The sequence below is a fragment of the Dysgonomonas massiliensis genome, assembly GCF_900240225.1.
GTDB classification, from domain to species: Bacteria; Bacteroidota; Bacteroidia; order Bacteroidales; family Dysgonomonadaceae; genus Dysgonomonas; species Dysgonomonas massiliensis.
On the sequence record NZ_OEPV01000005.1, the window covers coordinates 188,028 to 201,863 of the forward strand.

Sequence of the window (13,836 nt, forward strand, 5' to 3'; positions counted from 1 at the left end):
TAAAAATTGACAAGAAATGAAAATATACATATACTCAATTATAGCACTCTGTATAATTGCTTTTAGCAGTTGCGACGACTTGTTTTCTCCTGCAAATGAAAATAATCGAAGTAAGGAAGAGATATATGATGAGCCAGGTTTTGCTCAAGGTATCTTATTAAACGGATATACACGTATTCCTACCGGAAGCTGGTCATTCAATGATGTTGCAACAGATAATGCCGTTAGTAATGACAAAAACAATAATTACTTAAAGGCTGTTACGGGCCAGTGGAGATCGAACTTTAATCCATTTGATCAATGGCAAAATTCGAAGGCTGCTATTCAATATCTTAATATAATATTAGCAGAGTCTGATAAAGTGAAATGGGCTATTGACGAGAATGTTAGCAGTATGTTCAATGACCGTATGAAAGGAGAAGCATATGGGTTACGAGCTTTGTTTATGTTCCATATGTTGCAGGCTCATGGTGGTTGGTCTGAGAGTGGAGAATTGTTAGGTGTGCCTATTATCTTGGATCCTGAGAGCCCAACTTCGGACTTTAATCAGCCAAGAGCTAGTTTTGAAGATTGCTTACAGCAGATATATAGCGATTTGGATGCAGCTGAAGAATTGTTGCCTCTTGATTATGAAGATATCAAAAACGATTCCGAGATCCCTTCAAAATATGCAGGTGCTGGAATTGATAAAGATGATTATAATCGTGTGTTTGGTGAACATTTACGTCAACGTATTACCAAACGTATTTGTATGGGTATACGGTCTAAAGCAACATTGTTGGCAGCCAGTCCGGCATATTCGGAAGGTACTACATCGACATGGGAAAATGCAGCCAATCATGCAGCTGATGTTTTAGATCTAATTGGTGGAATCGACGGGATTGATCCTAATGGATTAACATGGTATGCTAATGGTTCGGAAATAGATAATCTGGCTAAAGGTGTAAATCCCAAAGAGATACTTTGGAGAGGTGGCGTTAGCAACAGCAATAGTCTCGAAACAGATCACTATCCACCATCATTGTATGGTAAGGGACGTCTGAACCCGACTCAGAATTTGGTTGATGCATTTCCTATGCTTGATGGATACCCATATTCCAGTTCGGAGACACCTTATGAAAATAGAGACCCTCGTCTGCAAAAATACATTGTGGTGAATGGAAGTAAAGCCGGACCATCGGATAAAGTTATCAAAACTGAAGTAGATGCCAATAATAATGATGGTATTGGTACTGCAGAAACTTCGACTCGTACAGGTTATTATTTACGTAAATTACTGCGAAAAGAAGTAAACCTGGATCCTGTAACAAAAAATGAGCAGAAGCATTATACTCCTCATATTCGTTATACTGAAATATTCCTGATTTATGCCGAAGCAGCCAATGAAGCTTGGGGACCTCAGTCTCGAGGTGGACGAAATTATTCGGCTTATGATGTAATCAAGGCAATTCGAAAGAGAGCAGGCATCGGTTTATCTAATGGTGATGCTTATCTTGAATCAATCAAGACTGATAAAGAGAAGATGAGAGAACTCATTCGCAATGAGCGACGTTTAGAGCTTTGCTTCGAAGGATTCCGTTTTTGGGATCTGCGTCGATGGAATGAAAATCTGACAGAAGCAGCCAGCGGTGTGCGTATCTCAAATGGTAAGTATACCAAGGTTACAGTAGAAAACAGAAATTATCAAGCTTATATGAATTATGGACCGATACCATACAGCGAGCTTCTTAAGTTTGATGCATTGGTGCAAAATAAAGGTTGGTAATTAAGAACCGTAAAATTTGAAACAATATGAAAAAGTTAATTTTTATTCTTTTAATAATATCTCTATTCTTTTCGGCTTGTAAAAATGATGATTGGGAATTTCCGGATTATGACTATACAACCGTCTATTTTGCATATCAGTCACCAATTAGAACTATTACGTTGGGGGAGGATATATTCGACACTTCTTTGGATAACGAGCATAAGTGCGAGATTATAGCAACTATGGGAGGAGTATATAAAAACCATAAAAATGTCGTAATAGATTATAGAGTGGATAATAGTTTGTGTAATAATCTTACATTCAAATCAAATGGAGAGAAAGTTCTACCTATGCCTGAGGCTTATTACTCTCTATTGTCGGACAAAATTACCATTCCTAAAGGCGAAATTTTAGGTAGACTTGCCGTACAATTGAATGATGCTTTTTTTGAAGATCCTCTGTCTCTAAAGAATACCTATGTTATTCCTATAGTGCTGACTGATGTTCAGAATGCTGATTCACTACTAGTAGGTGATGCTGCAGTATCTGATCCTAATCGTTTCTTGGTTACAGATTGGAATACTACACCTAAAGATTATGTCTTATATGCTATAAAATATATCAATCCTTGGCATGCGAATTATTTGCGTAGAGGAAAGGATATTGTTACTGGTAAAAATGGAGATTCTTCTTCGGATAAGACTATTATCCGTCATAAGGAATATGTCGAAAAAGATGAGGTCTGCAATATGACAACTGTGGCTTATGATGAAGTAGCATTACCTCTTACATTCCTAGACAAAAATGGTTACAAATTGGAGCATACATTAATCCTGAAATTTGATGATAATGGTCAATGTATTATTTCTTCAGAAGATTACGCTACAAGTGGAACTGGTTCTTTCGTGAAAAAAGGAGATAAGAACAGCTGGGGAAATATTGATAGAGACGTAATTTATCTAGATTATACTATAGATTTTGGCGACATAACTTATGCTACCAAAGACACCTTAGTTGTACGCGATAGAGGTATCAGTCTGGAGACTTTTGAACCCGTATTTAGTGAATAATTTATTTAATACTGAAAAATATGAAGCCATATAAGAAAATAGTACTCTCGGCTATCGGGGTTTTTATGATGATGTCTTGTACTGATGATTCTCAGCCTGACTTCAGTGTAGAAAAACCAGATAGTGTAAAGGCTGTAGAGTATCTGAATAAATATGATGCCTTGAAAGCTTACGTAGATCGTACGGCTAACCCTGATTTCAAACTAGGAGCAGGAGCTACAGTAAGCGATTATAATTCGAAAGGAGTTTTTTATCGCTTGGCAAATGCCAATTTTGATGAACTAACTGCCGGATATGCAATGAAGCATGGAGCAATAGTTCAGGATGATGGCAGCCTGAATTTACTTAATGTCGAAAAATTTCTTGAACTGACTGAAGCTGCAGGTTTGACTGTCTATGGACATACTTTGTGTTGGCATGCAAACCAGAATGCGGAGTATTTAAATGGCTTGATTCAGCCAGCTCTAGAACCTTCAGTTATTACTAATACTGATTTTGAAATCGACGCTTCTGGTTGGGGAGGCTGGGGTAATAATTCGACAAGAGGACGATCAGCATTAGGTGAAGGTCTTGATGGTGGATATTGTTATTATTTTACAAATCCATCTGAAACAGATGCATGGGCAGCTCAGACGGCTTTTGACTTGGCCGCTCCGTTGAAAGAAGGTTCTGAATATCGACTAAGCCTTTATATTAGAGCCTCTTCTAAAGGATCAATTACTGCCGAAATTCAGACAAATACAGATTACTCATCTAATGGTTTTGGAGCTATTGAGGTTACTACCGAGTGGAAAAAGGTAGATATGTCGGTAACTCCATCAACCGGAACTCGTAATCGTTTTCTGTTCAGTCATGGTAAGTTTGAAGGAACAGTGTACATTGATAATATTACCCTTCGCAGGGTAAATCCGAATGGCGGTCCTGAGAAAACAGAGGAAGAGAAAAAAGAAGTTTTGACTCAAGAACTGGAAACTTGGATTGCTGGTATGTATAGTGTTACTAAAGACAAAGTTAGGGCTTGGGATGTTGTAAACGAGCCTATGTCGGATTGGCCAGATCCTTATGAGCTAAAAACAGGGATTGGCAAAGAATTAACTGCAGACGAGTTTTATTGGCAAGATTATCTTGGTAAAGATTATGCCGTAACTGCATTTAATCTAGCACGTAAGCATGGTAATGAAACGGATATTTTGTTTATCAACGATTATGGATTGGAATATAATCTGGATAAATGTAAAGGACTAATCGAATATGTAAAGTATATTGAAAGTAAGGGCGCACGTGTGGATGGAATAGGTACACAGATGCATGTAAGTGTTAGTGATGCTAATAGAGAAACTATAACAGAAATGTTTAAACTATTGGCAGCTACAGGCAAAAAAATTAAAATATCAGAGTTAGATTTAGGATTAGGTGACGGAAAGACCACTGAAGAAGCAACAGAGGAAGACTATATCGCTCAATCGGAACTGTATGAGTTTATTGTTTCTGAATATTTTAAAATCATTCCACCTGCACAACGTTATGGAATAACAATGTGGAGCCCACTTGATAGTCCTAAAACTTCGTCATGGAGAAAAGGCGAGCCTATAGGTTTATGGACCGAAAGCTATACACGCAAGCATGCTTATGCCGGATTTGCAAACGGATTAGCTGGAAGAGACATTAATTCGGATTTGGATTAACAGACAAAATCCGATAGCCGTATATGAATAATACAGGGTATTACAAAAGAAAGTAATACTCTGTATTATCTTTGTTAATAAGTAGATCGTTAAATGAAATAATAGCCTGACAATAAATTCTTATATTTGTATGGAAGGACTTGTTTTGATAATTATATCTATTCTTAGATTATAAGCTCCATCGTGTCATCTTCTATAATAACCGTGAAAAACTATAAGAAAAAGAGAATTTTAATACTATGAAAAAATATAGGTTTTTATTGTGCCTATTTGGTTTTTTGTTATCAACCACCCTTTGTGCTCAAATTGGGAAACTATTTACTACCAATATGGGACTACCTTCCAGTATGGTAAATAAAGTTTTTCAAGACAAAAGAGGAATTATATGGATTGCTACAGATGATGGTTTAACGAGCTATAATGGCGCTAAGTTTACAACTTATAAACAAAATAGGGACAAAGAATTCTCTTTGGTAAGCAATTATGTTAAAACTATAGCTGACGACAGCAAAGGAAACCTATATGTTGGTACTCTTACAGGAGCTCAACTTTATGATTTTGCTACAGATAAATTTCATGATATTGTTCTTCTCGGATTTAATAATGATACTGTACCGGCTAATGTGACAACTATAATTGAGCGAAGGAGTGGAGATATATTAATAGGAACTTCCGGGTATGGAGTATTTCGGCTTGATGCAGATCGGAATAGTCTTGTAGCTCGTCCAATAGATTTACCCGTATCGTCTACTTTAATAAACTTAATCTATGAAGATAGAAATGACTATCTATGGGTAGGCTCTGGTGCAAGTAATCAGGAACTTGTGTGTATTGATGCAAATAATCAAATAAAGAAGAAGTTTGATGGTGAAAAGGCCGTTTGGAATTCAATATCGAGTATCTGTGAAGATACAAGCGGTATTTTATATGTAGGTAGTTTGGAGAAAGGTCTCTTTAGATATGATGAAAAAACAGAAAATTTTCAGCATATCTTATATTCGAGAGATTCAGCATTGCCGATAAAAGAATTATACTTAGCCAATCAGAACGAAATTTACATTGGTACAGATGGCTGCGGAATGAAAGTTTATGATATTGAAGAACGTCAGATAAAGGAAAGTAATTTTCAGTTTGCGTCTTTCAATATAAACACGTCGAAAATACATTCGATAATTAAAGATAAAGTCGGTAATATTTGGATGGGTTTTTATCAGAAAGGAGTAATGTTATTTCCTGCTATAACTAATGAATTTAGATATATTGGACGAAATTCTATAACAAATAATATAATAGGGTCTAATTGTGTTATGTCTGTTTTCAAAGATCATGAAGGAACATTGTGGGTTGGGACAGATAATGATGGTATATATCGAATTGATAGCGATTATAAAAAAGCAAAACATTACCCATCAGTAAGAAAGCCAAATTCTGTACCTCCAACAAGTATGGCTATTTTTGAAGATTCAGAGCGAAATCTGTGGATTGGCTCTTATCTGAATGGTATGGTAAAGATGGACCCTAAAACAGGTCATTGCGATTACTCATACAAACTAGTTGATCACGAGTCTAATTATACAAAAAATGTCTATTGCTTTGCGGAAGACAAATATAAGCGATTGTGGATCGGGACAATGGGAGGTGGTCTGTATTATATGGATTTAAAAACTAGTAATATCGTAAGATGTAAGACTCCTACAACAAATGAAGATTTTAGTGAAGATAGTAATGTATTACAAAATCAGTGGGTCAATTGTATTTTGGTTTCTAATGATAAAAGCAAACTTTATATAGGAACATATGATGGAATAGCGTGTTTGGATATTGAGACTTTGAGTTTTGTGTCTACATACAAGAAAAACAAGTTATTGTCAGGAAGAATCATTTTTTCAATATATGAGAGCCAAGATGGGCAAATTTGGGCGGGATCTTCTACCGGCTTGATACATTTCGACCCTTTAACCGGAAATATAACTGAGTATACATTAAAAAATGGACTTCCGAACAATTCGATCAGTGCCATAAAGGGTGATAATAATGACAATCTATGGATTAGCACAAATTACGGTATGGCAAAGCTTAACATGACAACTAAGAATATTGTTTGTTATTATTCGGGTGATGGATTATTGGGCAATGAATTTACAAAAGGAACTGCTTATGTAGATGAGAAGAATAATGAATTTGTATTTGGTGGTGTAGATGGAATAACTTATTTTAATCCAGAACGCATTGTTAATCCTTATCAAAAGCCAGAAGTATATATTACAGATTTCTATATAAATAATGTTTCAGTGAAAAAAGATGTCAAATCTGGGAAATATACAATTATTGACACTTCGGTGATGGATGCTAAAGAATTTCATTTGTCACATTACGATAACTCTTTTAGTATAGAGCTTTCTGCCATGGAGTTTAGCAATCCGGAGCGGATTACTTACCTATATTCCTTCGATGGAGGAGCTTGGGTAAATCTTCAGACAGGGCTAAATCGTTTATCATTCAATAATCTATTACCGGGTAAATACACCTTCAGTGTTAGAGCCAAAAATTACACATCTATTTCCGATCCCAAAACTATAACTATAATTATTTCTCCGGCCTGGTATGCATCTGTATGGGCTAAAATAATTTATGTATTAATAGGATTAATCATTTTAGCATTACTTGTGATGCAAGCTCGACAACGATATCGTAATCATCAAAAAATGCTAAAGCATATGCATGCTGAGGAGATAAACGAAGCTAAACTTCAGTTTTTTATGAATATCTCGCACGAGATACGTACTCCGATGTCATTGATAATAAGTCCACTGAGACACTTGATGAATACCGATAAAGATACTGAGCGACAGAAAACATATCGCTTGATTAATCGAAATTCGGAAAGAATAATTTCTTTGATAAATCAGTTGATGGATATAAGAAAGATAGATAAAGGCCAGATGCTTCTGAAAATGAAAGAGGTGGATATTGTTGGCTTCATCAATGATTTGAAATATACATATGAATATCAGGCTAAACGGAAGAATATAAGTTTCAACTTCCATTCTGATTTTGAGGAATTTAAAATCTGGATAGATCCGAAAAACTTTGATAAAATCATTCTTAATATTTTATCGAATGCATTCAAGTTTACGCCAGAAGATGGAACTGTAAATTTATATCTACGCCAAGGAAATGATCCGATGGCTTCGGGTGCAATGAAACGATTTGTTGAAATCACGATTGAAGATAGTGGTATCGGAATAGAAGAGAGTGAAATGGAACAAATCTTTGAACGATTCTATCAGATACGTAATCATCTGAATAATTCGAATATAGGGACAGGAATAGGATTACATCTTGTTCATTCATTAGTCGAGCTACATCATGGATTGATATATGTTAAAAATAACGAAGGCAAAGCTGGTTGTCACTTTGTAGTTAGACTTCCTTTGGGTAAAGATCATCTGAAACCGGAAGAAATTGATGAGTTACAAGTATACACACCTGCAATGGTAGATAAGGATTTTGTAGATAATTGGTTAATAGACGATTCTGAGGTAGAAAAGACTAGGACGAAAACCAGCTATAGAGTACTTTTAGTTGAAGATGATGAGGAAATAAGAAAATATATCTGTGAAGCATTATCCGATGAGTTTATAATGATAGAGAGTCATAATGGAAAAGACGCTTTGGGGAAAATCCAGAAAAAGGCTCCAGATTTGGTTATCAGCGATGTGATGATGCCGGAAATGGATGGCTTGACATTATGCCGGAAAATCAAACAGAATATTATGTTAAATCATATTCCGGTCGTTCTGCTGACAGCCAAAAACAGAGAAGAAGATAACATCGAAGGCTTGGATACGATGGCGGATGGCTATATTACAAAACCATTTAATATTAATATATTACGTAAAACGGTTCAAAATCTTATTAAGAGTAGAGAATTGCTTAGAAATACTTTTAGTGGTAATCAGAATGTAGAATCTCAAATATCTAAAATAGAAATTGAGTCGCCTGATGATAAGTTGCTTAAACGGATAATGAAGGTTATCAACCAAAACATAAGTAATCAAAACTTAAATGTAGAAATGCTGGCAAATGAAGTAGGAATAAGCCGTGTTCATTTGCATCGTAAGTTGAAAGAGTTGACTAATCAATCAACAAGAGACTTGATTCGTAATGTCCGGCTGAAACAAGCTGCCTTAATGTTTGCTGATAAGCGTCATAATGTTACTGAAGTTGCAAATCTTACTGGATTTGCTAATGTAGCATATTTTTCAACAGCCTTTAAAGAACTCTATGGTATATCTCCTACAGAGTATATGGATCTTCAACATAAGGATACTGATGATGATGAAACTAATGTTTGAAAAAGCTTTGTTGTAGAAATCATATTTCAATAATTAATTACCTAAAATATTATAGGGTGTATCTATAACAGAGATACACCCTTATTGTTTAGATAAAAGTGTATGATCTTTTTTTGTTATAGGTGCTGATAATCAGTGTTTAATGATTGAGAATGATACATAGAGAAAAACAAATGTTACTCTGTCTGTGAAAGATGTATTGTAATCTAAAGTATATGTTATAGAACTGTTCAAATAAATGAGGTCAAATGAATAAATTTATAATTTAAGATTTGGCTGTTCTAGCCATCAATATGCTGTACGGATTGGTCAACCTCAAATTTAGAATAAACATATAAATAGATATTTATTAAATACCTGTTAAAATGAAAAGCACAAGAAAATATTTAATTGTCATTTCGTTATGTTGGCTTTGTAGCTTTAGTAGTACAATTGCACAAATATACCCATATCAGAATCCTGATCTTAGATCGGAAGAACGAGCAAAAGATCTTCTGTCTCGCTTGACATTGGAAGAGAAAGTTGGCTTGATGGGCGATTATTCCAAAGAGGTTCCTCGTTTGGGAGTGAAGAAGTTTGCATGGTGGAGCGAGGCTCTGCATGGTGTCGCAAACCAAGGGGACGTAACAGTTTTTCCCGAGCCTATCGGTATGGCAGCTTCTTTCAATGATAGCCTTGTGTATAAAGTTTTTGATGCTATATCAGATGAAGCGCGTGCCCGTTTTCATTTCCGAGAAAGGAGAGGAGATGAACGAAGACAAGACAATGGTTTATCAGTATGGACGCCTAATGTGAATATTTTCCGAGATCCGCGTTGGGGACGAGGGCAAGAAACTTATGGTGAAGATCCTTATCTGACATCTCGTATGGGAGTTTCTGTTGTCAAAGGTTTGCAAGGGCCAGCAGATGCAAAATATAGAAAATTATTAGCTTGTGCCAAGCATTATGCTGTACACTCAGGTCCGGAATGGAATCGTCATGAACTGAATTTAAATAATCTGGATAACCGGCATTTGTGGGAAACTTATATGCCGGCATTTCAATCCTTAGTTCAGAAAGCTGATGTAAGCCAAGTAATGTGTGCTTATCATCGACAAGATGATGAGCCTTGCTGTGGAAACACTCGTTTATTGCAGCGTATCCTTAGAGACGAGTGGGGATTTAATCGTGTGGTAGTTTCAGATTGTGGAGCGATTGCCGATTTTTACACTTCGCATAAAGTTTCGTCTGATGCTCTTCATGCTGCAGTTAAAGGTGTCATAGCAGGAACAGATTTAGAATGCGGATATGGATATGCTTATCATGAACTGGTAGATGCAGTTTCACGTGGTTTGATCTATGAATCGGATATTGATAAGAGTGTCTTACGATTATTAATTGAGCGTTTCAATCTAGGTGATTTTGATGATAATTCAATCGTCCCTTGGGCTAATCTTCCGGATTCAATAGTCAACTGTAAAAAACATCAAGTCTTGGCTCTTGAAATGGCTCGGGAGACAATGACTTTACTTCAAAATAAAAAGAATATTCTGCCACTTTCTAAAAAACAGAAAATAGCTGTTGTAGGTCCTAACGCTGATGACGCAAAATTGATGTGGGGAAACTATAATGGTACACCCGCAAAAACAATAACAATTCTTGAAGGTATAAAGAATATTACCCAAGGAGAGGTCGTCTATGATAAAGGTTGCGATTTGGTTGATGATATGATATTAGAACCACTGTTGGCGGAATGTCAAGTTGAAGGAAAAGCTGGGATAAAAGCTACTTATTGGAACAATAAGCAACGAGCAGGCAACATGGTATCGATAGTGCAATATGACAAACCTATACGTCTGTCGACAACCGGACAACATCCTTTTGCTGATGGTGTTAATTTACAAGATTTTTCGGCTGTATATGAAACTGTATTAACCCCTTCGGAGTCCGGAGAAATTGTTTTCAGGCTACAATCTATAGGAGACTGTCAGCTGCTGGTTAATGATGAAGTCGTTTCAGAATACAGTTCGTGGCGATTTGTCGCTAAAAGGATTCCTTATATGGTAGAGAAAGGAAAGCAATACAAAATAAGAATAAATTTTACGCAGAATTATAATTTTACGAATGCAAACCTCCATTTTAATATAGGAAAAGAATCGCCTGTTAATTATCAGAAATTAATAGATAAATTAAAAGGTATAGATATTGTAATTTTTGCGGGTGGTATTTCGGGAGAACTAGAAGGAGAAGAAATGCCGATTGAACTTCCAGGTTTTAAAGGTGGTGATCGTACGGATATCGAATTGCCAGCTTCGCAGAGAAGTTGTATTAAAGCTTTAAAAGAAGCCGGTAAGAAAGTAATTATGGTGAATTGTTCGGGATCTGCTATTGGATTGGTTCCCGAAAGCGAGAATTGCGAAGCTATATTACAAGCATGGTACGGGGGGCAAGCTGGGGGGCAAGCAGTGGCTGAAGTATTATTCGGAGATTATAACCCTTCAGGTAAATTGCCTATCACTTTTTATAAAAATGTAGAACAATTGCCTGATTTCGAAGATTATGATATGAAGGGGCGAACATATAGATATATGATAGAGAAACCACTTTTCCCTTTTGGACATGGATTGAGTTATACAACCTTTAGAATTGGTACTGCTAAAGTAAATAATGCGAACATTAAAGTCGGAGAGTCGGTAACGTTAACTATCCCAGTGCAAAACACAGGAAAATATAAAGGAACCGAAATCGTGCAGGTGTATGTGAAAAAAGAGGGTGATGAAGGACCGGTAAAAACATTACGTGCATTTAAACGAATAGAATTATCTGCTAAAGAATCCACCGAAATAATTTTAGATTTAGAACCTTCTTCCTTTGAGTGGTACGATGAGACTTTATACCGAATGAATATTGTTGCGGGTGACTATATGATTTATTATGGTACTAGTTCGGATGAGAATAATTTGCAGCAATTAAAAATTACTCTTCAATAAATAATGGCTAGATAATAAAAATGAATTATAAAAAATAAACAACTGACGTAAATGAAAAAAAATCTATTAACTCTACTTCTAGTATTTAGTTTCTGTGTCGCATTTTCGCAGAATATATCAGTATCAAGTCCTGATGGACAATTGTCTGTTGATGTTTCGTTAGAGAATGAAGAACTACTGTATTCTGTCAGATTTAAAAATAAAGTGATGTTGGAAAAATCACCTTTAGGACTTGTGACTAATGAAGGAGATTTGAGCATCGGTCTGAAGTATGTTTCTCATAAAGAAGGTAAAGTAGATAAGTACTATAATCAGGATAAGATTAAACAATCTGAGGTGCATTATCAGGCAAATACTCTTAAATATACTTTAGAAGGGGCAGGGCAGAAAAATATATCAATACTCTTTCAGGTAAGTAACAACGATATCGCTTTCCGTTACGAACTCCCGGAATGGGGCGATCGAAAAGCATGTGTCGTTGAAAGAGAAGTCACAGGCTATAAATTCCCTTCAGCAACTACGGCATTTCTTTCCTATATGATGGGACCTATGGGAGCTTTTGCCCGCACTTCGCCAAGTTATGAGTCCGGCTATCAGGCTGATGTGGCTTTGTCTGAAACAAATTCTCCAACCGGATATGTATTTCCAGGTCTTTTCAGAATAGGGGAAGATGGCTGGGTGTTATTGTCCGAAACCGGAGTTAGTAGCCTTTACTGTGCGTCGCATTTAAGTAATTATAAAGATGGTATTTACAGAGTTGAATATCCTGATCAGAAACAGAATAATGGTTTTGGCAGCGTAGGAGCTCAACTTGGTCTACCGGGAGTTACTCCGTGGCGGACAATTACAGTGGGAGATAACCTCAGTCCAATTGTAGAGACTACTATCCCTTTTGATGTAGTAGACCCACTTTATGAACCTTCGCAGAAATATAAATATGGCCGAAGTACCTGGAGTTGGATTGTGTGGCAAGATCCGAGTATGAACTGGGCAGATCAGGTGAAATATATTGATTTAGCTTCAGAAATGGGGTATGAATATATTTTGATGGATGCATTGTGGGATACCAATATAGGCTACGATAGAATGAGAGAATTGATAAAATATGCGAACTCTAAAAATGTAGATGTATTCTTGTGGTATAATTCTAACGGATCGTTTAATGATGCTCCACAGAGTCCTAAAAATAAAATGAATACATCGATTGAACGTAAAAAAGAAATGAAATGGCTGAAAGAGGTTGGCGTAAAAGGGCTGAAGGTGGATTTCTTTGGAGGAGATAAACAAGAAACTATGCGTTTATACGAAGATATTCTTTCTGATGCCAATGATTATGGTTTGATGATTGTATTTCATGGCTGTACTCTTCCACGCGGATGGGAACGAATGTATCCCAATTATGTAGGAAGCGAGGCCGTTATAGCATCCGAAATGTTGATCTTCTCGGAAGGAGTTCGCAAGGAGGAAGCATTTTTTGCATCGTTACACCCATTTATACGTAATGCTGTGGGAGCTATGGAGTTTGGTGGAACATTCCTGAATAAATACCTTAACAGAGGTAATAGTGAAGGACAAAAACGCTTAACAACAGATGCTTTTCAACTAGCAACGGCTGTACTCTTCCAGAATCCGGTACAGATGTTTGCTCTCACACCAAATAACTTGACAGATGCTCCATCGCTTGCTATTGATTTTATGAAAAACATACCGACAACTTGGGATGAAACAGTATATATAGATGGTTACCCTGGCAAATATGCAGTTGTAGCTCGTCGCCATGGAGACAAGTGGTATGTTGCAGGAGTAAATGCGAATAAAGAAGCTGTTAAATTGAAACTGAATTTGGAGATGTTCATTGATAAAAAGGTTATTATTTATAATGACAATAAAAACTTAGAAATATCTACCAAAGAGATCGAGGTTGGCAAAAATGGTGTTATAGAAATTATCATCCAACCTAATGGTGGATTTGTGATGGTTAATTAGTTGATTAATAGTATTGAAAAT

General features: G+C 36.2%; 6 protein-coding genes. All 6 read left to right on the forward strand.

Annotated elements, in window-relative coordinates:
- Positions 1-16 precede the first annotated feature (16 nt).
- The 6 genes from C1A06_RS06755 to C1A06_RS06780 all read left to right on the forward strand — a co-directional run bounded on the left by C1A06_RS06755 (position 17) and on the right by C1A06_RS06780 (position 13,815).
- Positions 17-1,765, forward strand: coding sequence for a RagB/SusD family nutrient uptake outer membrane protein (locus C1A06_RS06755; protein ID WP_101689486.1), 1,749 nt, complete (start codon positions 17-19; stop codon positions 1,763-1,765).
- A 26-nt stretch (positions 1,766-1,791) separates the two neighbouring features.
- Positions 1,792-2,817 carry a DUF5627 domain-containing protein gene (locus C1A06_RS06760; protein ID WP_101689487.1) on the forward strand — a complete coding sequence of 342 codons (1,026 nt, stop codon included), beginning with the start codon at positions 1,792-1,794 and terminating at the stop codon, positions 2,815-2,817.
- Positions 2,818-2,837: 20 nt separating this feature from the next.
- Positions 2,838-4,502, forward strand: a complete 1,665-nt coding sequence (locus C1A06_RS06765) for an endo-1,4-beta-xylanase (protein WP_101689488.1) — start codon at positions 2,838-2,840, stop codon at positions 4,500-4,502.
- Between the two features lie 239 nt (positions 4,503-4,741).
- Positions 4,742-8,860 carry a two-component regulator propeller domain-containing protein gene (locus C1A06_RS06770; RefSeq protein WP_101689489.1) on the forward strand — a complete coding sequence of 1,373 codons (4,119 nt, stop codon included), beginning with the start codon at positions 4,742-4,744 and terminating at the stop codon, positions 8,858-8,860.
- A gap of 365 nt (positions 8,861-9,225) precedes the next feature.
- Positions 9,226-11,829 (forward strand): xylan 1,4-beta-xylosidase, encoded by a 2,604-nt coding sequence (xyl3A, locus tag C1A06_RS06775; protein ID WP_101689490.1) that lies wholly within the window; start codon positions 9,226-9,228, stop codon positions 11,827-11,829.
- A 51-nt stretch (positions 11,830-11,880) separates the two neighbouring features.
- Entirely contained in the window at positions 11,881-13,815 is a 1,935-nt protein-coding gene (locus C1A06_RS06780; protein WP_101689491.1) for a glycoside hydrolase family 97 protein, read from the forward strand.
- Positions 13,816-13,836: the final 21 nt, after the last annotated feature.